A 20,403-nucleotide genomic window follows, 5' to 3' on the forward strand; every position below is an offset into this window, starting at 1 on the left:
CCGGCCTTGCGCCCACAAGCCACCCGCGGCACGGCCACGGGTGGCTTTTTTCATACCAGGCGCGCATCGAGCCACCAGCCGCCGGCCTGCCATGCCCAGACATGGGTGGGCGCCAGGGCCGACAGGAAATGCAGGTCGTGCGAGACCACCAGCAGCGCGCCCGTGAGGCCTTGCAGCGCGGACTGCAAGGCCTCCACCGAAGCCAGGTCCAGGTGGTTGGTGGGCTCGTCCAGCAACAGCATCTGCGCGGGCGCGCCACACCACAGGGCACAGGCCAGCGCGGCCTTGATGCGCTCGCCGCCGCTGAGCACGCCAGCCGGGCGCTGCACGCGGTCGACATCCAGGCCCAGCTGCGCCAGGCGCGTGCGCAAGGTGGATTCGGGCAGGGGCGAACCGAGTTCGGCCAGCCGCTGCAGCACGCTGGCATGCGGGGGCAGCAGTTGCGCGTTGTGCTGGTCCAGCCAGGCGGCGCGCACGCCGCGCACCACGCGGCCTGCCACTGGCGCCACGTGCCCGGCGACCAGGCGCAGCAAAGTGCTCTTGCCGCAGCCATTGGGCCCGGTGATGGCGATGCGCACGGGGCCGCTCCAGACCCCGCTGAGGGCAGGCTGGCCGGGCGGCGCGAACGGGGTCCGCACCTGCTCCAGCGCCAGCACCTGCTTGCCCGCGGGCACCGTGCTGCCCGGCAGTGCCAGCGCCACGGGGGTGTGGGCCGGTGCGTGGCGCGCGGCCTCGCGCACGGCGGCATCGAGCTGCTCGCGGGCCTCCTGCTGGCGTTCGTGCTCGCGCCCGGCATGGGCCTCGGCATTGTTCTTCATGCGGCCCAGCAGGATGGGCGCCAGATTGGCGGTGCGGGCCATCTGGCGCCCCTGGGTTGCGCGGCGCTGCTGCGCGCCGTGTTCGCGCTGCAGCGCCTTGCGGCCCCGGTCGCGCTCGGTGCGCGCATGGTCCAGCGCCGCCTGCGCAGCCGCCCGCTCCTGCGTCCGCTGCTCCTCGTACAGGCCCCAGTTGCCGCCGTAACGCCGCAGCCCCGCAGGCGACAGCTCCACGATCGCATCGACCGCGCCCAGCAGCTCCCGGTCATGGCTGGCCACGACCACGCCGCCCTGGCGCGCGGCCAACTGGTCCAGCAGCCAGCGGCGCGCGCCGCGGTCCAGGTGGTTGGTGGGCTCGTCGAGCACCAGCACCTCGGCATCCGAGACAAAGGCACCGGCCAGCGCCACGCGCATGCGCTCGCCGCCGCTCAGTTGCGCCGCATCGCCGCCAGCGGGCAGGTGCCCCAGGCCCAAGGCCTGCAGGGCGCGCTGCCAGCGCGTGGGCAGGTCCCACTGGCCGTCGGCCAGCAGCAGGTCGTCGGGCGTGCCGCTGCCCGCCTCCAGGTGATCCAAGGCACGCAGCACCGGGGCCAGGCCCGCCAGGTCGGCCACGGTGCAGCCGCAGGCGCCCTGCACCTCCTGCGCTACGGCATGCAGGCGCGCGCCACAAAGCACCGTGCCCGTGGCGGGGGCCAGTCGGCCCAGCAGTAGCTGCAGAAACACGCTCTTGCCCGCGCCATTGGCACCCACGATGCCCGTGGTGCCGGCGCCCAGCGCCACGGTCAACGGGGTGCTCCACAGCGGCTGTCCATCGGGCAGCAGCCAGCCGACGGCCTGGAACTGAAGGGAAAGAGAAGAAAGGGAAGCAGCCCTGCTGCCTGCGGACTGAAAGGCGCAAGCAGCCCTGCTGCCTGCGCGGGCGCGCTGGCCCGAAGAATCGTTGGTCGTCGCCATGCCTGAAGCACTCCACGGTCACCACAAAGCCGCACCTGCGCACAGGCAAGGGCGGAACGGCGTGAAAGTGGCTTACAGGCGCATCGGTGAAAACACCTCGGGTGGTGGACGAGAGGCGCAATGTACCGCAAATACCCACGCCCTCAAAATTCCCTTTACGTAAATTGATTACGAATAGTAGAATTTCCACATCGACACGCACCGACCCAAGGAGACAAGCGCATGAATGCCGTTCTGAAGCCCGACCTCGCCAGCCTGCCCGCACCGGCCGCCTTCCAGCAGTTGCACCACTACGCCTACAAGGCACGCGACGCGGAGGAAACGCGCCAGTTCTACGAGGACATCCTGGGCCTGCCGCTGTACCACATCATCCAGAGCGACCACGTGCCCAGCACGGGCGAGTACTGCCCCTACACGCACTTCTTCTTTCGCTTGAAGGACGGCTCCTTCATCGCCTTCTTCGACCTGGGCGACGACGTGAAGGCCGAGCCCTCGCCCAACACGCCACTGTGGGTCAACCACATCTCCTTCCGCGTGGACACGGTGCAGGAACTGCAGAACACCAAGGAGCGCCTGGAGGCCTTCGGCATCGAGGTGCTGGGCGTGACCGACCACCACATCTTCAAGAGCATCTACTTCTTCGACCCCAACGGCATCCGCCTGGAGCTGACTGCCCAGTTGGCCGATGCCAACGCCATGGCCAAGGACAGCACCGTGGCCCATGCGCGCCTGAAGGAATGGACGGCGCGCAAGGAGCAATGGCGCAAGGAACGCGCCGAGGGCAAGGTGGCCCAGCCGCTCAAGCCCCAGACCAACGACCGGCCTGAATTCGCCAAGGGCTGAAGCCGGCCTCAGCAAAAAAGGCGCCACCCTCGCGGGCGGCGCCTTTTTCTTTCGGCGCGGTCCGAAAGCTACACCGCGTCCAGCTCGGCCAGCAGATCGCTGGTGGTCGCAGCCTCCAGCAGCGCACGTGTGTAGGGCTGCTGCGGCCGGTCGAAGATGTCGGCCACGCTGCCCTCCTCGACGATGCGGCCGTTCTCCATCACGACGATGCGGTCGGCGATCTCGGACACCACGGCCAGGTTGTGCGAGATGAACAGGCAGCCGAAGCCGCGCTCGGCCTGCAGGCGCTTGAGCAGGTCAAGCACCTGTTTCTGGATGGTCATGTCCAGCGCCGACACCGGCTCATCGGCCACCACGAAGGCCGGCTTGCGCACCAGTGCGCGTGCAATCGCCACGCGCTGGCGCTGCCCGCCCGACAGGGCATGCGGGTAGCGCTCGCCAAAGCCGGCCAGACCCACCTCGGCCAGCATCGCATCCACCGTGGCGCGCAGGGCATCGCGCGTGAGCGGCGGGCCGTGGCGCAGCGGCTCGGCCACGATGTCGAAGACGCGCTGGCGCGGGTCGAGCGAAGAGTACGGGTCCTGGAACACCAGCTGGCAAGCCAGGCGGAATTCGCGCCGGCCCGCGGCATCGGCACTGCCCAGCGGCGTGCCGCGAAAGCACACATCGCCACCCGCCACGGGCAACAGGCCGATCATGGCGCGGCCCAGCGTGGTCTTGCCCGAGCCCGAGCCGCCCACCACGGCCACCACCTCGCCCGGCTGGATGGTCAGCGACACGCCGCGCACCGCGAGCTTGGGCACGGCCTTGGACAGCCAGCCCTGGCGTGCGCCCGGAAAGCTGACCTGCACATCCCGGGCCTCGATCAGCGGCGCCTGCGCGGGCCGCGCCGGGCGCTGGGCGCTCCGTTGGGGCAAAGCGTCGATCAGGCTCTTCGTGTAAGCCTCGCGCGGGGCGGTGAGCACGCTGCGCACGGGGCCGGTCTCCACCAGGCGGCCTTTTTCGAGCACCACCACCGACTGCGCGTAGCGCGCCACCAGCCCCAGGTCGTGGGTGATCAGCAGCACGGCCGTGCCCTCGGTGCGCGTGAGCTCGGCCATGATCTCCATCACCTCGCGCTGGCTCAGCGAATCGAGCGCCGTGGTGGGCTCGTCGGCGATCAGCAGGCGCGGCTTGAGCAGCATGACCGAGGCCAGCATGATGCGCTGGCGCATGCCGCCCGAGAACTGGTGCGGGTACGAGGCCAGGCAGCGCTCGGGGTCGGCGATCTGCACGCGGCGCAGCATGGCGATGGAGCGCTCGCGCGCCTGGGCCGTGGTGACCTTCTCGTGCAGGCGCAGGCCCTCGAAGAGCTGCTCGGCAATGGTCATCGCGGGGTTGAGCGAAACCATGGGCTCCTGGAACACCATGCCCACGTCACAGCCGCGCAGCGCGCGCAAGGCGTTCGCCGACATGGACCCGACGTCGCGCCCCTGCAGCAGCACGCTGCCGCCGCTCTGGCGCACCTGGGGCGGCAGCAGGCCAAGCACGGCGCGCCCGGCCATGGTCTTGCCGCTGCCCGATTCGCCCACCAGGGCCACCACGCCGCCCGCAGGCACGTCGAAGGAGACGGCATCCAGCAGCGGGCGCTCCAGCGGGCCGTGCACGGTGAGTTCGCGCACGGACAGCAGCGGCGGCGGGTTCTTCTCGGTCGTCGTCATGTCGGTTCTTTCCGCCACGGTGTGAATGGATGGGCGCATCAGTGGTGCTCCATGCGCGGGTCGAGCCAGTCGCGCAGCGCATCGCCCAGCAGGTTCACGCCGAGCAGCGTGAGTGCGATGCAGGCGCCAGGCGCAATGCCCAGCCAGGCAGCGGTCTCGATGTAGGGCCGGCCCGAGGCCAGCATATTGCCCCAGGTGGGCGCAGGCGGCGGCACGCCCAGGCCCAGGAAGCTCAGCGCGCTCTCGGCCAGGATGACCCAGCCGAACATCGACGTGGCCAGCACCACCAGGGGCGCCACGCAGTTGGGCAGGATGTGCGCGAACACCGTGCGCAGGCCGGAGTTGCCGATGACCTCGGAGGCCTCGATGTACTCCTTCTCGCGCAGCGAGAGCACCGAGCCGCGCACCACACGCACCGCCGTGGGCGCATAGGCCAGGCCCAGCGCGACGATGATGCCCCACTGGTTGGCTCCTACGATGACCATCACCCCGAGCGCCAGCAGGATGCCGGGGAAGGCCAGCAGCGCATCGTTGAAGACCATCAGCACCCGGTCCAGCCAACCGCGGAAGTAGCCGGCAACGAGGCCGATCACCACGCCCAGCGCCAGGGCCAGCGCCACGGTGAGCGCGGCCACCACCAGGCTGGTGCCAGCCCCGGCCATCAGGCGCGAAAGGATGTCGCGGCCGAACTCGTCGGTGCCCAGCAGGTAGGCGCCCGAGGGCGGCTGCAGCCGCTGGCGCAGCGCCACGCCCATGGGGTTATAAGGCGTCCAGAACACCGACAGCAAGGCCATGGCGCCCACCAGGCCGACCAGCAGGCCGCCGACCAGCGCATTCGCCCGCAGGCGTTTCATCCAGCGTTTCACAACCATCATGATGCGGACACCCGGGGATCGAACAGGGGATAGCACAGGTCCACCACGAGGTTGACCAGCACGTAGATCGCGGCCGTGAACAGCAGGCAGCCCTGCACCACGGGGTAGTCGCGCGCGAAGATCGCGTCCACCAGCAGACGGCCCAGGCCGGGCAGCGTGAACACCGTCTCCAGCACGGCAATGCCGCCCAGCAGGTTGCCCAGCACCAGGCCGATCATGGTCCAGGTGGGCGCGAAGGCATTGGGCAACACATGGCGCAGCAGCACGCGGCGCTCGGCCAGGCCCTTGGCGCGGGCATGCGTCACGTACTCCAGGCGCAGCACCTCCACCGCGCTGGCGCGCGCCATGCGGGTCAGGATGCCGAGCTCGATCAGCGCCAGCGTGATGGTCGGCAGGATCAGGAAGGTGAGCGCCGAACGCCAGTCCTCGCTGAAGGGCACGTACCCCACCACCGGCACCAGGCCGAGCTTGAGGCCCACGAAGAGCAGCAACAGCAGGCCCAGCCAGAAGCTCGGGATGGACAGAAAGAACGTGGCGGCAGCCACCACCATGGTGTCGAGCACGCTGTTCTGCTTCCACGCGGCCAGCAGGCCGGCGGGCACGGCCAGCAGCGCTGCCAGGGCCACGGCCACGAGCACGATGGCGGCACTCACCTGGAAGCGTTCGAGCAGCAGCGGCAGCACGGCCTCGCCGCTGGTGATGGACTGGCCCAGGTCGCCCTGCAGCACCCGGCCGAGCCAGAGCGTGAACTGCACGGGGATGGGCCGGTCGAGCCCGAACTGCGCATGCAGGTCGGCCAGTTGCTCGGGCGTGGCGCTGTCACCCAGGATGAGCAGCGCCGGATCGCCCGGCACCAGGCGCATGAGCACGAAGACCATCAGGCTCACGAGGAACAGGGTGGGCAGCGTCCACAGCAGGCGCCGGCCCAGGTAGGCAGGAAAGGAGGAACCCATGGCGGATCTGGATCGTCAGTTCGGCAGTGCCATGCGCATCACGGTGCACGCAGGGTGACACCCCAGGCACGCGGCGTTCCCAGGGCCCAACCCTTGTAGCCCTTGGCATAGGAGCGGGCGGCGCTGGTGTTCACGGCCGAGTACATGAAGACCGCGGGCACGTCCTCGCGCATGCGGGCTTCGAGCCTGTCGAACAGCGCCTGGCGCTGGGCCGTGTCGGTGGTCTCCATGCTCTTGGCCAGCAGTTCGTGCGCCTGCGGGTCGTCCCACACCTTTCGCGGCTGCTTGTCCTTGGGGCCCGTGACCATCTCGTACGACAGGGCCGGGTCGAGCCGGGCTGAGAACGTGAAGCCCATGGCCTGGTAGTTGCCCTTGTTGTAGCGGTCCAGCAGCGTGGCCCAGTCGAGCACCTCGACCTCGGCCTTGATGCCGGCCTCCTGCACCATGGCCTGAGTCAGCACGGCGATGTTGAACACGCTGTTGTAGCGCTTGGTGGCCAGGATCTTGATGGGCTCGCCCTTGTAGCCGGCCTCGGCCAGCAGCTTCTTGGCCTGGGCCAGGTTGCGCGCGGGCACCGCCGCCTGCGGCTTCTTGTAGAAGGCACTGGGCGTGGGCACGACCGAGCGGCTGGGCGGTGCATTGCCCGAGGTGACGGCGGCCACCAGCTCGGGCATGTCGAGCGCGAGCGCGATGGCGCGGCGGATGCGCGCGTCCTTGAGCAGCGGGTCGCGCGTCTGGAACAGCAGGCCCTGCACGTTCATCGTGGCCTGGGTCTCCATGAGGATGTCCTTGCGGCCCTTGTACTCGGCCATGTCCTCGTCGTTGATGTCGTAGTTCAGGTCGATCCCGCCCGAGAACAGCGCCGCCTTGGCCGCCGACGCATCGGGGATGACGATGAAGCGCACCTTGGGCGTCTCGGCGATCTTGGCGCCGGTGTTGCCGTCGCGCGGGCCCGGCAGCGCGGCATAGCCGTCGTTGCGCAAGAGCTCGATGTACTGGCCGCGCTTCCATTCGCCCAGCTTGTAGGGGCCGGTGGCCACGGGCTCGCGCCACTTGCCGTCGGCTTCGAGCGAGCTGCGGTGGTAGATGCCGGTGCCGCCGCAGTCCACGCGCGCCAGCGTGGCCAGGAACAGGGCCGAGGGCTTGTCCAGCGTGTAGACCACGGTGGCCGCATCGGGCGCCTCCACCTTGAGCACCTTGGCCAGGCCGCGCCCGTCGAACTCCGCCAGGCAGCGCCAGTTGTTGGCCGGGGCCATGTAGCGGTTCCAGGCAAAGAGCACATCGTCGGCCGTGAGCGGCGCGCCGTTGTGGAACTTGACGCCCTGGCGCAGCTTGAAGGTATAGGTCTTGCCGTCGGCCGAGGTGCTGACCGACTGTGCCAGCAGCGGCGCCACGGAGGCATCCTCGCGGTAGGCCACCAGGCCTTCGAGCACGTGCATCATCACCGCGTCGGTGTTGTTGTCGCGGTTGATGCCGGGGTCGGTGGAGCGGATGTCGGCGTTCAGGCGGATGCGCAGCGTGTCGGGCTGCGGCTGGGCCTGGGCGACGGAGCACAGGCCGGCCAGCAAGGCCAGGCCACTGGACAGCCAGCGCGAGGGGGCAGTAGTCATCTCGAGGTCCTTTCTTCGTGGGTCAGGCAGGTGCGGACAGCCTCAGGCCAGCGCCAGTTGGCGCTCCATGTCCAGGGTGTACGACGCGAAGCTGCGGCTCAGCGCGGGCAGCATGGCCACTTCCATCTCGCCCAGAGCCGGCTCCATCACCACCATGGCCACGGTGGCCGACAGGTTGCTGCTGGAGTTGGGGCGCGGCGGGCGGCACACCGACCAGGGCGACTGGAAGTCGTCGAACAGCGCGGTCTTGATGTGCTCGCGCGTGAGCGTACCGATGTGCGGCTCCACCAGTTCACGCACACGCAGGTCGCGATACAGCGAGTCGGGTGTGTTCACGATGCCCATGTCGCGGACCTTGCCCAGGGCGATCGGGCTCTGGAAGTGGTTGGCATGCACGATGACGCCGCGCTCGGGGTGGACCTGGAAGGTTTCGTCGGGCGCGCACTCGAAGTCGATGGCCACGCCCGTGGCGTGCGAGACCATCACGTTGTTGGAGGCTGACTTGGGCGTGCAGTACACGATGCGCATGGCCAGGGCCAGTTGCACCTGCTCCAGCGCCTTGCGGCGCAGCAGGGCCAGTGGCACACCGAGCTGGCGGTAGTCACGGTCGGATTCCAGGTAGTTGGCGGTGATGGAGATGCCCGCAGAATTCATGCCCGAGCGGGCCAGGCCGCCGGCCTCGGTGAAGGTCAGGAGATCCGGTCCGTCCTCGCGCAGCACGCGCAGCACGATGGCGGTCTCGGCGCACTCGGCCTTCCAGTCCCAGTTCTGGGCGTGGATCACGCGGCCCGAGGCCGTGGCCTGCGGCATGGCAACCACGCCGGTGCAGCCATCGGGGTCGATCTGCGCGGGCTGGCCCTTGCGGCGGCGGTCGGCCAGCTTGAGGATCTCGGTGCGCGCATTGAGCATCACGATGGCCTCGTACGAGACCCCGGCGCCCTCGGCAATGCCGCGCATCTCGTCCAGGTAGGCTGCCTCGAAGGCCTCGATGGTGGGCTCGAAGGTCTGCACCAGTGTGCCGATCTCGGGCCAGCCGAGTTTGCTGGCTTCGAGCTGGGTGGAGTAATGTTCGATGCCGCGCAGGATGCGCGCCTTGGCCTGTTCGCCATACTGGCGGCCGCGCTCGCGCGGCGCGCCGCTGATCTCGACCAGGGGGCAGGAAGGAAGGGGCTGGTCGGAGCCCCAAGGGAATGTCTGGTCCATGGCGTTGGTTGGAGTGAGCAATCGGTGATCGATGATTTAAATTGTATTTTGTAAAATAAAAAACATCAACCATTTCAAACCATGGCTTCTACATCTTTGCACCTGGAGCTGGCGGACCGCATCAGCCGCCTCATCCACGAAGACGGCCTGGCGGCGGGCGCGCGCCTCAACGAGAACCAGCTTGCAGAGCGCTTGGGCGTCTCGCGCACCCCCGTGCGTGCCGCGCTCGACCACCTGGCGCAGCAGGGCTTTGCCGAGCGCAAGCCGCACCGCGGGGTGGAACTGCTGCGCCTGCCGCCCCTGCCCTCGGCCGCCCGCGAGGCGCCCGACGACAGCGACCAGTTGCTGCGGCGCATCGCCTACGACCGCCAGCACGGCAACCTGGGCGAGTACGTGTCGGAAAAAGAGCTGATGGAGGCCTACGACCTGGGCCGCCCTGCCATCCGCAACGCGCTGGAGCGCCTGGCCGACCTGGGCGCCATCGAGCCCAAGCTGGGCTATGGCTGGCGCTTCGCCACCGGGGCCTGGGACGCCAACGTGCGCAACGAGAGCTACCGCTACCGCATGGTGATCGAACCCGCGGCCATCCGCGAGCCCGGCTTTGCCCTGCCTGCCGCCTGGGCCCAGGACATGCGCCAGCAGCACGAAGCCTTCCTGCGCACGCTGTCGGAGGATTCGTCCAGCATCGCCTTCTTCGAGATGAATGCAGCCTTCCACGAAGGCGTCGCCGCCGCCTCGGGCAACCGCTTCTTCCACATGGACATCCAGCGCCAGAACCGCCTGCGCCGCCTGTCCAACTACGACTGGAAGTACGGCCGTGAGCGCATGGAGGTGAACTGCCGCGAGCACCTGGAAATGCTGGACCGCATGCAGGCGGGCGACCAGGAACTGGCCGCGCTGCTGATGTTGCGCCACTTGGACGTGGCCAGCCGCCTCAGACCACCGGCGAAGACCTGAGACCGGGAACCGCCGCTTTCGCGGGTTGCACGGTAATTTGATTTTTGTTTAAACAAAAAACATAATGACGAAGATTGCAGCCCTCACCGAAAGCCCCATGACCTCTGCCGCCCCCTCCAGCGCCCCCAACGACTCCGCCTTCTGGCTCCCCTTCACCGCCCAGCGCCAGTTCCACCAGCAGCCCATGCTGTTCACCGCCGCGCAGGGCATGCACTACACCACCGAGGACGGCCGCCAGGTGCTCGATGCCATGGCCGGCCTGTGGTGTTGCAATGCAGGCCACGGCCAGCCGCGCATCACCGAGGCGATCCGCGAGGCCGCGGGCCGCCTGGATTTCGTCTCCTCGTTCAAGATGAGCCACCCGGCCGCCTTCACGCTGGCCCAGCGCATTGCGGCGCTGGCACCCGAAGGCATGGACCATGTGTTCTTCACCAACTCGGGCTCCGAAGCGGTGGACACGGCGCTCAAGATCGCCCGCGCCTACCACCAGGCCCGTGGCGATGCGCGCCGCACCCTCTTGGTGGGCCGCGCCAAGGGCTACCACGGCATGGGCTTCGGCGGCCTGTCGGTGGCCGGCCTGGGCCGTCACAAGCGCGACTTCGGGCCGCTGCTGCCCGACACCGCCCACCTGCCCCTGCCCTATGATGCCGACGCCCGCTTCTCGCACGGCCAGCCGGCCACCGGCGCGCACTACGCGAATGCGCTGGAGCAGCTGTTCGTGGTGCACGACCCGGCCACCATCGCGGCGGTGATCGTCGAGCCCGTGACCGGCTCGGGCGGCGTGTACCCGCCGCCCGTGGGCTACCTGCAGCGCCTGCGCGAGCTGTGCACGCAGCACGGCATCCTCCTGGTCTTCGACGAGGTGATCACCGGCTTTTCGCGTGTGGGCGCGCCGTTCGCGGCCCAGGCCTTCGGCGTCGCGCCGGACCTGATCTGCTGCGCCAAGGGCATGACCAACGGCGCCGTGCCCATGGGCGGCGTGCTCGTGGGCAACAGCGTGTACGAGGCCTTCATGCAGGGCTCGGCCAACGTGATCGAGCTGTTCCACGGCTACACCTACTCGGCCCACCCGCTGGCCTGCGCAGCCGGCCTGGCCACGCTGGACGTGCATGAGGAACTCAATCTGGCCGCGCGCGTGCAGGCCATCGCCCCGGTGTGGGAGGCCGCGCTGCACGCGCTGCGCGATGCCCCGCATGTGGTGGACGTGCGCAACATCGGCCTGTTGGGTGCCGTGGACCTGGCGCCGCGCCCGGGTGCTGCCGGTGCACGCGCCCAGGCCGTGCACATCGCCTGCTTCGAGGCGGGTGTGCTGGTGCGCAACTCGGGCGACACGCTGGTGCTCTCGCCCCCGCTGGTGATCAGCGAGGCCCAGATCGACGAAATGGCGCACAGCATCCGCACGGCCCTGCAGCACATCGCCTGAGCACCCGCCATGCAGGAACATTTGAATTTCTACATCGACGGCGCCTGGGTGCCCGCCCAGAGCACGCGCACGCAGGACGTGATCGACCCGTTCACCGAGCAGCCCGTGGCACGCATCGCCCTGGGCGATGCACGCGACCTCGACCGGGCCGTGGCCGCAGCCCGCCGCGCCTTCCCGGCCTGGGCCGCGCAAAGCCGGGAGCAGCGCCTGGCCGTGCTGCAGGCCGTGATCGCCGCCTACGAGACCCGCATGGACGCCATCGCCATGGCGGTGTCGCTGGAGATGGGTGCGCCGCTCACGCTGGCGCGCCAGGCGCATGCCGTGGCCGGCCTGTCGCACCTGAAGCAGGCCGCCCAGGTGCTGGCCGGCTATGCCTTCGACGAAGTGGTCAACCGCACCCGCATCACGCGCGAGCCCATTGGCGTGTGCGGCCTGATCACGCCCTGGAACTGGCCCCTGAACCAGATCGCCTGCAAGGTGGCCCCCGCCCTGGCCGCGGGCTGCACCGTGGTGCTCAAGCCCAGCGAGACGGCGCCGCTGTCGGCCCTGCTGTTCGCCCAGGTGCTGCACGAAGCGGGCGTGCCGCCCGGCGTATTCAACCTGGTCAACGGCGACGGCCCCGGCGTGGGCGCGGCCATGGCCGCGCATGCGGACATCGACATGCTGTCCTTCACCGGCTCCACGCGGGCCGGTGTGGCCGTGGCCAAGGCAGCGGCCGACACCGTCAAGCGCGTGGCGCAGGAGCTGGGCGGCAAGTCACCCCACATCGTGGTGGACGGCGTGGACCTGCCGGCCACCGTGCGCCAGGCGGCGCTGCAGTGCTTTCGCAACAGCGGCCAGTCGTGCAACGCACCCACGCGCCTCCTGGTGCCCGCGCACCTGCACGATGCCGCCACGGCCATCGCGGTGCAAGCAGCGCAGTCACTGCGCCCAGGCGACCCGCGCGATGCCGCCACCACCCTCGGGCCCGTGGCCAATGCCGTGCAATACGCCAAGGTGCGCGAATGCATCGCCACCGGCCTGCGCGAGGGCGCACAGCTCGCCACGGGCGGGCTGGAACGGCCCGAGGGGCTGGCCCGGGGCTACTTCGTGCTGCCCACCGTGTTTGCCAACGTGGCCAACACCATGGCGATTGCGCGCGAAGAGATCTTCGGGCCCGTGCTCTGCATCCTGCCCTATGGCAGCGAGGAAGAAGCCATCGCCATGGCCAACGACACGGTCTATGGCCTGTCGGCCTATGTGAGCGCGCCCGACCTGGACCACGCCCGCCGCATCGCCCGGCGGCTGCGGGCCGGCATGGTGCACCTCAACGGCGCACGCGCCGACCATGCGGCGCCGTTCGGCGGCTACCGGCAGTCGGGCAACGGGCGCGAGTGGGGCCGCATGGGTTTCGAGGAGTATCTGGAGACCAAGTCCATGTTCGGGTACGAGGAGCCTGAGGCATAAACGCAGCGGCGTCTTTCACACGGGGGTTTGCGCTTCCCCTTGGCGCATGCAACTGGCACGGCCCAGGCCAGCGCCCCCGCGCAAGGGCCGCCCCGCCGCGCTAGGGGCGTCCCCCTCCCGACTCGCGCAGCGAGTCGAGAGAGGGGCTGAGGGCCGCGGCTCCAAGCCTGCCTGCGCAGGCTTGGACGTGCCCAAAGAGTGGCCGCCTCTGGCGGACACACCGAGGCGCGAAGCGACTCAGGGGGTGCTTCCATCTATTCGGTGGGCGCAGGCACCGAGTGCAGCAGCACCGGGTGGTTGCCATAGGCATCCACGCTCTCGATCTGCACGCCGAAGCCCCACAGTCGCGCCACGTGGCGCAGCACCTCCTGCGTGTCCTCGCCCAGCGGGCGGCCCCGGTACTGGGTGTGGCGCAGGGTCAGGCTGCGGTCGCCGCGCAGGTTCACGTTCCAGACCTGGATGTTGGGCTCGCGCGTGCCCAGGTCGTACTGCTGCGACAGCATCTGGCGCAGGCTGCGGTAGCCGTTTTCGTCATGGATCTCGCTGACCACCAGCTCGCTCAGGGCCGGGTCGTCGTGCAGGGCGAACAGGCGCATCTCGCGCATCAGGTTGGGGCTCAGGTACTGGCCGATGAAGCTCTCGTCCTTGAAGTTGCGCATGGCATGGTCCAGCGTGGGCAGCCAGGGCGCACCGGCGAAGTCGGGGAACCAGCGTTTGTCTTCGGGCGTAGGGTTCTGGCAGATGCGCTGGATGTCGCGGTACATGGCAAAGCCCAGCGCATAGGGGTTGATGCCGCTGTAGGCGCGGTGCCCCACGGGGGGTTGGAAGATCACGTTGGTGTGCGAGCCCAGCCACTCGACCATCACCCCGTCGCTCAGGTGGCCCTCGTCGTACAGGGTGCTCAGCAAGGTGTAATGCCAGAAGGTGGCCCAGCCCTCGTTCATGACCTGGCTCTGGCGCTGCGGGTAGAAGTACTGCGCGATCTTGCGCACGATGCGCACCACCTCGCGCTGCCAGGGTTCCAGCAGCGGCGCGTTCTTTTCGATGAAGTACAGGATGTTCTCCTGCGGCTCCTTGGGAAAGCGGTTGTTCTCCTGCGCCGCACCCTCCTTGCCGGGGCGCGTGGGCAGGGTGCGCCACAGCTCGTTGACCTGCTGCTGCGCGTAGGACTCGCGCTGCTCACGCTCCTGGCGCTCGCGCGCCAGGTTTTTCTTGGAGGGGCGGCGGTAGCGGTCCACACCGAAGTTGGCCAGCGCGTGGCACGAGTCCATGAGCCGCTCCACCTCGTCGAATCCGTAGCGCTCCTCGCACTGGGCCACGTAGTCCTTGGCATAGACCAGGTAGTCGATGATGGAGGAGGCATCCGTCCACATGCGGAACAGGTAATTGCCCTTGAAGAAGCTGTTGTGCCCGTAGGCTGCATGGGCGATCACCAGCGCCTGCATGGCGGTGGTGTTCTCCTCCATCAGGTAGCTGATGCAGGGGTTGGAGTTGATCACGATCTCGTACGCCAGGCCCATGTGGCCGCGCCGGTAGCGCCGCTCGGTGGCCAAAAACTCCTTGCCGTAGCTCCAGTGGCGGTAATTCACCGGCATGCCCACACTGGAGTAGGCGTCCATCATCTGCTCGGCGGTGATGACCTCGAGCTGGTTGGGGTAGGTGTCAAGCCCGAACCGCTCGGCCGTGGCGGCGATGGCGGCGTGGTAGCGCTCGATCAGCTCGAAGGTCCAGTCGCTCGGGTCGGGCAAGGGCTCGGCGGGCCTTGCCCCGGCGGGCAGGGGCTGCTCGGGCACGGTGCGGTGGCGGCGCTCGCCGACGATGGCGGTCTTCCAGGGGTTGTCGCGCATGCGGCGCTCCAGCACCGGGTACTGGGCCATGTTGTGGTTGTTCATACCTGTACCCCTTCCTTCTTGAAGAGGTCGCGGAACACGGGGTAGATATCCCCCTGCTCGGACACCTTGCGCATGGCGAAGTGGGGATACAGCGGCAGCAGCTGGCTGTACTCCTCCCACAGGTTCTGTTCTTCCTGGGCCACCTGCACGTAGGCGAAGTAGCGCGCCAGCGGCAGGATGCGGTCCACCAGCAGGTTGCGGCAGTTGCCGCTGTCGTTGGTGAAGTTGTCGCCATCGCTGGCCTGGGCCACGTAGATGTTCCAGTCCCCTGCGGGGTAGCGCGCGCGGATGATCTGGTCGAGCAGCACCAGCGCGCTGCTGACCACCGTGCCACCGCTCTCTGTGGAGTGGAAGAACTGCTCCTCGTTCACCTCGGCGGCCTGGGTGTGGTGGCGGATGAAGACGATGTCGATCTTCTCGTAGTGCCGCGTGAGGAACAGGTACAGCAGGATGAAGAAGCGCTTGGCCAGGTCCTTGCGCGCCTGGTCCATGGAGCCCGAGACATCCATCAGGCAGAACATCACCGCCTGGCTGTTGGGCACGGGCACCTGCACGCGGGAGCGAAAGCGCAGGTCGATGGGGTCCAGGTAAGGGATGCGGCCGGTGCGCGCCCTGAGCTCGTCGATGCGCAGCCGCAGCGCAGCCGCCTCGTCGCTGCTGCCCTCGCCCGCGTCTTCCAGGGCCTGGAGCTGCGCCTGCAGCGCCGCCAGTTCGCGGTGCGCGGACTGGCCCAGCGCGATGCGCCGCCCCAGCGCCCCGCGCATGGTGCGCAGCACCGCCAGGTTGTTGGGAATGCCGTTCTGGCTGTAGCCGGCGCGGCGCGGCTTGTACTTGGGCGTCTCGCCGATGTGCGTGCGCAGCAGGTTGGGCAGGGCCAGGTCCTCGAAGAAGAGCTGCATGAACTCCTCCTTGGTCAGCGTGAAGGTGAAGTCGTCCTCGCCCTCGCCGCTGTCGCTGGCCTGCGAACCACCGCCGCCGCCCCCGCCGCCCTGGGGCCGCTGGATGCGGTCGCCGCGCACATGCTCGGCATTGCCCGGGTGCACCCGGTCATGGATGCCGCCGCGGCCATGGTGGAACACGGGCTCGCCGATGTCCTTCTTCGGAATGGTGATGTTCTCGGCCTGCTCGATGTCGCGGATGCCGCGCTGCGATACCGCACGGCGCACGCCCTCGGCGATCTGCTCCTTGAAGCGTCGCACGAAGCGTTCGCGGTTGCCCACCGACTTGTTCTTGCCGGCGAGCCTGCGGTCGATGATTTGCAATGCCATCCCTTGCCCCCATCATGGGCCAGCGCCCCGGTGGGATGCACTGGCAAAACCTTCAAGAGCGTGTGCGTTTGCGGCCGAGCTAGCTGCTCTTGCGCACGCGCAGGTACCACTCGCACAGCAGGCGCACCTGCTTGGGCGTGTAGCCCTTTTCCACCATGCGGGTGACGAAGTCCTCGTGCTTGCGCGCCTCCTCGGCGCTGCCCTTGGCGTTGAAGCTGATCACGGGCAGCAGCTCTTCGGTGTTGGAGAACATCTTCTTCTCGATCACCAGGCGCAGCTTCTCGTAGCTGGTCCAGCTCGGGTTGTTGCCCTGGTTGTTGGCGCGCGCGCGCAGCACGAAGTTGACGATCTCATTGCGGAAATCCTTGGGGTTGGCAATGCCCGCGGGTTTCTCGATCTTCTCGAGCTCGGCGTTGAGCGCGCTGCGGTCGAACACCTCGCCGGTGTCGGTGTCGCGGTACTCGTTGTCCTGGATCCAGTAGTCGGCGTAGGTGACGTAGCGGTCGAAGATGTTCTGGCCGTACTCGCTGTAGCTCTCAAGGTACGCGGTCTGGATCTCCTTGCCGATGAATTCGGCATAGCGTGGCGAGAGGAATTCCTTGATGTAGCTGGTGTACTTGGTTTCCAGTTCGGCGGGGAACTGCTCGCGCTCGATCTGCTGCTCCAGTACATACATCAGGTGCACCGGGTTGGCCGCCACCTCGGCACTGTCGAAGTTGAACACCTTGGACAGGATCTTGAACGCAAAGCGCGTGGAGATGCCGGTCATGCCCTCGTCCACGCCACCGTAGTCGCGGTACTCCTGGTAGCTCTTGGCGCGCGGGTCGGTGTCCTTGAGGCTCTCGCCGTCGTACACCTGCATCTTGCTGAAGATGCTGGAGTTCTCGGGCTCCTTGAGCCGCGTGAGGATGGCGAACTGCGACATCATCTTGAGCGTGCCCGGCGCGCACACGGCGTTGCCCAGCGAGGATTCGCGGATCAGCTTGTCGTAGATGCGGATCTCCTCGCTCACGCGCAGGCAGTACGGCACCTTGACGATGTAGATGCGGTCCAGGAAGGCTTCGTTGTTCTTGTTGTTGCGAAACGCCTTCCACTCGCTTTCGTTGCTGTGGGCCAGCACCACGCCATCGAACGGTATGGCGCCAAAGCCTTCCGTGCCCTTGTAGTTGCCCTCCTGCGTGGCGGTGAGCAGGGGGTGCAGCACCTTGATCGGCGCCTTGAACATTTCCACGAATTCGAGCAGGCCCTGGTTGGCCAGGCACAGGCCGCCGCTGTAGCTGTAGGCGTCGGTATCGTCCTGGGCAAAGGTCTCGAGCTTGCGGATGTCGACCTTGCCCACCAGGCTCGATATGTCCTGGTTGTTCTCGTCGCCCGGCTCAGTCTTGGCGATGCCCACCTGCTTGAGGATGCTGGGATAGCGCTTGACCACCTTGAACTGGCGGATGTCGCCGCCGAACTCCTCCAGCCGCTTGACCGCCCATGGCGAGAGCACGCGCTGCAGGTAGCGCCGCGGGATGCCGAACTGTTCTTCGAGCACCGCGCCGTCTTCCACCGCGTCGAACAGGCCAAGAGGCGACTCGTTCACCGGCGAGCCCTTGAGCGCATAGAACGGCACCTTCTGCATCAGGTACTTGAGTCGCTCGGCGATGGAGCTCTTGCCGCCGCCCACGGGGCCCAGCAGGTAGAGGATCTGCTTGCGCTCCTCCAGCCCCTGCGCTGCATGGCGGAAGAAGCTCACCACCTGCTCGATGGCATCTTCCATGCCATAGAACTCGGCGAACGCGGGGTAGCGCTTGATCACCTTGTTGGCAAAGATGCGCGACAGGCGCGGGTCATTGCGCGTGTCCACCATCTCCGGCTCGCCAATGGCGGCCAGCATGCGCTGGGCCGCCGTGGCATAGACCATGGGGTCGCGCTTGCATTCGGCAAGGTACTCGTCGATCGACATTTCCTCTTCGCGGCTGCGGGCGTAGCGCGAGGCGAAGCTGCTGATGGCATCCATACGACCTCCTGTGGCGGCCCCCTGCGCATGGGGACCACGGTTTGCAGTGGGCATTGCTATCGGTTCGGTACTTTGTAGCACCACCGCCTGTCTTTGAACAGGGAATTCGTGTAGGCGCGCAACGCTTTTGCACGCGACCTGCACACGCTTCGGTAGAGCATGGCACACTGCAGAAAGTTCGCCGGCATTACAAATTAAGGAGCAGGAGGCCCAGAAGGCACCTGCCATGTGCGCGCGCCGCATTGTTTTGTGGCTGCGCCGGGTCCGGCTTTTCTTGTGCCCTGCGGCATTGCAGCAGATGCCTGGCCCGGGGCGCCATGCGCCCCACTGGCATCAGCCTTCGCTCTGGTGCGCGCGCATGATCTGGTGGCGCTGCCAGTAGTGGCCCACGGTGGCGTTGAAGTCGTCCTTTTCCTTCTTCAGGCCGGCCAGCTTGATCTTGCTGGTCTTGGCGCCCAGGCCCAGTGCATTCTTCTCGGGATGCGTCACGATGAGCGCGTTGCCAAAGCTGCTCTCCTTGAACTCCAGGCCTTTCACCGCGTCCCAGAACACGGTAGTGCCGTCGGCCGAGGTGCTGATGCCGTCGATGCTCACGGTCACCGTGTCGCTGCCCTTCAAGGCGAACTGCACCGGCGGAAAGTACTGCAGCACCAGCGCCCGCTCCTCGTCGGTGGCGGGCTCGTAGCGGTAGGCCAGGCTGCGCTCGTGGTCGGCGGCAAAGGCCTGTTCGTAGGTACCCCACAAGCGCTGCTCGATGGCGTCGGCCGTGAGGATCTGCTGGGCCCAGGTGCTTGCCGGCTGGCGCACGACAATGGCGCCGTAGGCGCTCTCGGGCAGGTTCACGCCCACGGCTTTCATGCGCTCGGTCATGGCCGGGTGCGAGTCGAACGGGTGCGGAACATTGGCCGTCTTCATCTCGGCCAGGAAATCGGCCGAGGCGGCATAGGGCGGCAGGCCCTGCGCCACGTAGCTGGCAATGCCCAGCGCGGCGCTGTCGTGCTTGCGGTCCTGGCCGAACAGCTGGTGCTCTATCTTGGACCGGTACTGCGCATAGGCAGCGATCTTGATCAGCGACTGCGCGATGGCGTCGGGCGAGATGAGCTTGGCCGCAATGCGGTCGGCCTTGAACTCGCGCTCGCGGCTTTCGCGTGCCAGCGCCACTTCGAAGATCATGCGGTACAGGTCCAGCAGCGGCGAGACCACGGCCGACAAGCCGCCCGTGCGCATGGCATGGCGGTAGTGGTCGTACTGGCTGATCTTGGGGCCCAGCAGGGCGCTGCTTTTCGTGTCGCCGCCGCGCAGGTGGGCCAGTTCGTGGCCCAGCACGGCATCGGCCTCCTGCTGGTCCAGCAGGCGCAAGAGCGGAATGCTCACGAACAGGGTGCGGCCCGTGAGCTGCTGGCTGCCCACGGTGAGCGGCGCCTCGGTCACGAAGAAATTGGCGTCGATGCCGGCCACGATGTGTTTGGGCGGCTCGGTCTTCAGGCGCTCGGCCATGTGGCGGATGCGTTTCCACAGGATGGGCGCATCGGCCTCGGCCACGAGTTCGCCGTCCACGCCGTTGTCCAGTTGCACGCGCGTGAAGATGCTCTTGATCGCCATGAGCACGCCGATGGCCACCGCGATGCCCACGAAGATGATGAGCTTGGGCGAGTACTTGTGGAAGAAGAAGGCCGTGACCCAGAACGACAGCCAGACCGCCAGGGCCCCCTGCACCACCAGCGCGGTGGCGCTGGCCCAGGTGGTCAGGTGCCAGCCGGTGACGAAGCTGGTGTACTGCATCTTGCGGTCCACGAAGGCCAGGGCACCGAGGCCCAGCACCGAGGCCAGCAGCAGTGCGCCAGCCACCAGGGTCCACAACGAGGCCTTGCGCACCAGGTTGAACTGCCACAGCTCGCCGTACTGCTCGCACACCGCCTCGCGGTAGTCCTGCACCTCGGGCGCCTTGTTGGTGCAGATGGTGGACGGCGGGTTGGCGCGGTAGAAATCCTTCTGTGCCTGCTTCTTGGCCGCGGGCATGGCCTTTTCGGCGTCGATGCGCTGGCCGATGCGGGCGAGGAACTGGGTGTCTTCGTCGCGCTGGGCATAGCCGGTGAACAGGTAGGCGGCCAGCGGGATCAGGAACAGCGACAGCAGCGAATAGCCGAAGACCTTGGCCAGGCCCAGGCGCAGGGCGGAGGAGATGTTCATACGGGAGCGGACGGTTGGAATGGTTTTGTGGAATCCGGCGAAGCAAAGGGGTCCAGGCACGCCCGCAGCGCGCCCTTTCCTCACCCCTTGGCGCGGATTATCGGAAAACACCCGTTTTGTGCCAGCCGTACAAGGTAACAATTGGATAAGTGGTGGCCGTGCCTGACCGAATGGCACACCAGCCCGGATGGATCACCGGGGAGCCAGGGCCTGCGGGCACCCGTGTCGCATAAAATGGTGGGTTCCACCCTCTCGACAGCAGAGGCGCCCCG

The 20,403-nt window shown here is 67.7% G+C and carries 14 protein-coding genes; 4 read left to right on the forward strand and 10 right to left on the reverse strand.

Features of this window, described 5'->3' with window-relative positions; genetic code table 11:
• Positions 1 to 50: 50 nt before the first annotated feature.
• On the reverse strand, positions 51 to 1,769 hold the full coding sequence (locus AC07X5_RS19115; protein WP_494771413.1) for an ABC-F family ATP-binding cassette domain-containing protein: 1,719 nt from the start codon (positions 1,767 to 1,769) through the stop codon (positions 51 to 53).
• A gap of 222 nt (positions 1,770 to 1,991) precedes the next feature.
• Here AC07X5_RS19115 and AC07X5_RS19120 point away from each other — a divergent pair, with 222 nt between their 5' ends.
• Positions 1,992 to 2,612: a VOC family protein gene (locus AC07X5_RS19120; protein WP_409957250.1), complete on the forward strand. Its 621-nt coding sequence runs from the start codon at positions 1,992 to 1,994 to the stop codon at positions 2,610 to 2,612.
• A 68-nt stretch (positions 2,613 to 2,680) separates the two neighbouring features.
• Here the strand turns inward: AC07X5_RS19120 and AC07X5_RS19125 are convergent, their stop codons facing one another.
• From AC07X5_RS19125 to AC07X5_RS19145, 5 genes are read right to left on the reverse strand one after another with little or no spacing between them, the layout of a single operon-like run.
• Positions 2,681 to 4,351 (reverse strand): ABC transporter ATP-binding protein, encoded by a 1,671-nt coding sequence (locus AC07X5_RS19125; RefSeq protein WP_494771414.1) that lies wholly within the window; start codon positions 4,349 to 4,351, stop codon positions 2,681 to 2,683.
• Positions 4,351 to 5,187: an ABC transporter permease gene (locus AC07X5_RS19130; protein WP_494771415.1), complete on the reverse strand. Its 837-nt coding sequence runs from the start codon at positions 5,185 to 5,187 to the stop codon at positions 4,351 to 4,353. The genes AC07X5_RS19125 and AC07X5_RS19130 overlap by 1 nt, the downstream gene beginning before the upstream one ends.
• The gene (locus AC07X5_RS19135; RefSeq protein WP_184856660.1) at positions 5,184 to 6,140 is read right to left on the reverse strand and encodes an ABC transporter permease; all 957 of its coding nucleotides are present in this window, start codon (positions 6,138 to 6,140) and stop codon (positions 5,184 to 5,186) included. Before AC07X5_RS19135 ends, AC07X5_RS19130 begins: the two co-directional genes overlap by 4 nt.
• 38 nt (positions 6,141 to 6,178) lie before the next feature.
• Positions 6,179 to 7,750 carry an ABC transporter substrate-binding protein gene (locus AC07X5_RS19140; RefSeq protein ID WP_494771416.1) on the reverse strand — a complete coding sequence of 524 codons (1,572 nt, stop codon included), beginning with the start codon at positions 7,748 to 7,750 and terminating at the stop codon, positions 6,179 to 6,181.
• Positions 7,751 to 7,792: 42 nt separating this feature from the next.
• Positions 7,793 to 8,953: a C45 family autoproteolytic acyltransferase/hydrolase gene (locus tag AC07X5_RS19145; protein WP_494771417.1), complete on the reverse strand. Its 1,161-nt coding sequence runs from the start codon at positions 8,951 to 8,953 to the stop codon at positions 7,793 to 7,795.
• An 81-nt stretch (positions 8,954 to 9,034) separates the two neighbouring features.
• On the opposite strand from AC07X5_RS19145, the gene AC07X5_RS19150 reads away from it, so the two are divergent.
• From AC07X5_RS19150 to AC07X5_RS19160, 3 genes are all read left to right on the forward strand, one after another.
• Positions 9,035 to 9,910 (forward strand): GntR family transcriptional regulator, encoded by an 876-nt coding sequence (locus AC07X5_RS19150; RefSeq protein WP_494771418.1) that lies wholly within the window; start codon positions 9,035 to 9,037, stop codon positions 9,908 to 9,910.
• A 64-nt stretch (positions 9,911 to 9,974) separates the two neighbouring features.
• Positions 9,975 to 11,333, forward strand: a complete 1,359-nt coding sequence (gene aptA / locus AC07X5_RS19155; RefSeq protein ID WP_494771419.1) for an omega-aminotransferase AptA — start codon at positions 9,975 to 9,977, stop codon at positions 11,331 to 11,333.
• A gap of 9 nt (positions 11,334 to 11,342) precedes the next feature.
• A complete protein-coding gene (locus AC07X5_RS19160; RefSeq protein ID WP_494771420.1) occupies positions 11,343 to 12,779 on the forward strand; it encodes an aldehyde dehydrogenase family protein in 1,437 nt (478 codons plus the stop codon).
• 254 nt (positions 12,780 to 13,033) lie between these two features.
• On the opposite strand, the gene AC07X5_RS19165 is transcribed toward AC07X5_RS19160, so the two are convergent.
• The 4 genes from AC07X5_RS19165 to AC07X5_RS19180 form a co-directional block, all read right to left on the reverse strand.
• Positions 13,034 to 14,671, reverse strand: a complete 1,638-nt coding sequence (locus tag AC07X5_RS19165; protein ID WP_494771421.1) for a SpoVR family protein — start codon at positions 14,669 to 14,671, stop codon at positions 13,034 to 13,036.
• On the reverse strand, positions 14,668 to 15,939 hold the full coding sequence (locus AC07X5_RS19170) for a YeaH/YhbH family protein (RefSeq protein ID WP_409960613.1): 1,272 nt from the start codon (positions 15,937 to 15,939) through the stop codon (positions 14,668 to 14,670). Before AC07X5_RS19170 ends, AC07X5_RS19165 begins: the two co-directional genes overlap by 4 nt.
• A 79-nt stretch (positions 15,940 to 16,018) precedes the next feature.
• Positions 16,019 to 17,941: a PrkA family serine protein kinase gene (locus tag AC07X5_RS19175; RefSeq protein WP_409960614.1), complete on the reverse strand. Its 1,923-nt coding sequence runs from the start codon at positions 17,939 to 17,941 to the stop codon at positions 16,019 to 16,021.
• Positions 17,942 to 18,274: 333 nt separating this feature from the next.
• Positions 18,275 to 20,131, reverse strand: coding sequence for a M48 family metallopeptidase (locus AC07X5_RS19180; protein ID WP_494771422.1), 1,857 nt, complete (start codon positions 20,129 to 20,131; stop codon positions 18,275 to 18,277).
• Positions 20,132 to 20,403 lie beyond the last annotated feature (272 nt).

This window comes from Acidovorax sp. GW458-11-26-14-TSB4 (genome assembly GCF_059423865.1).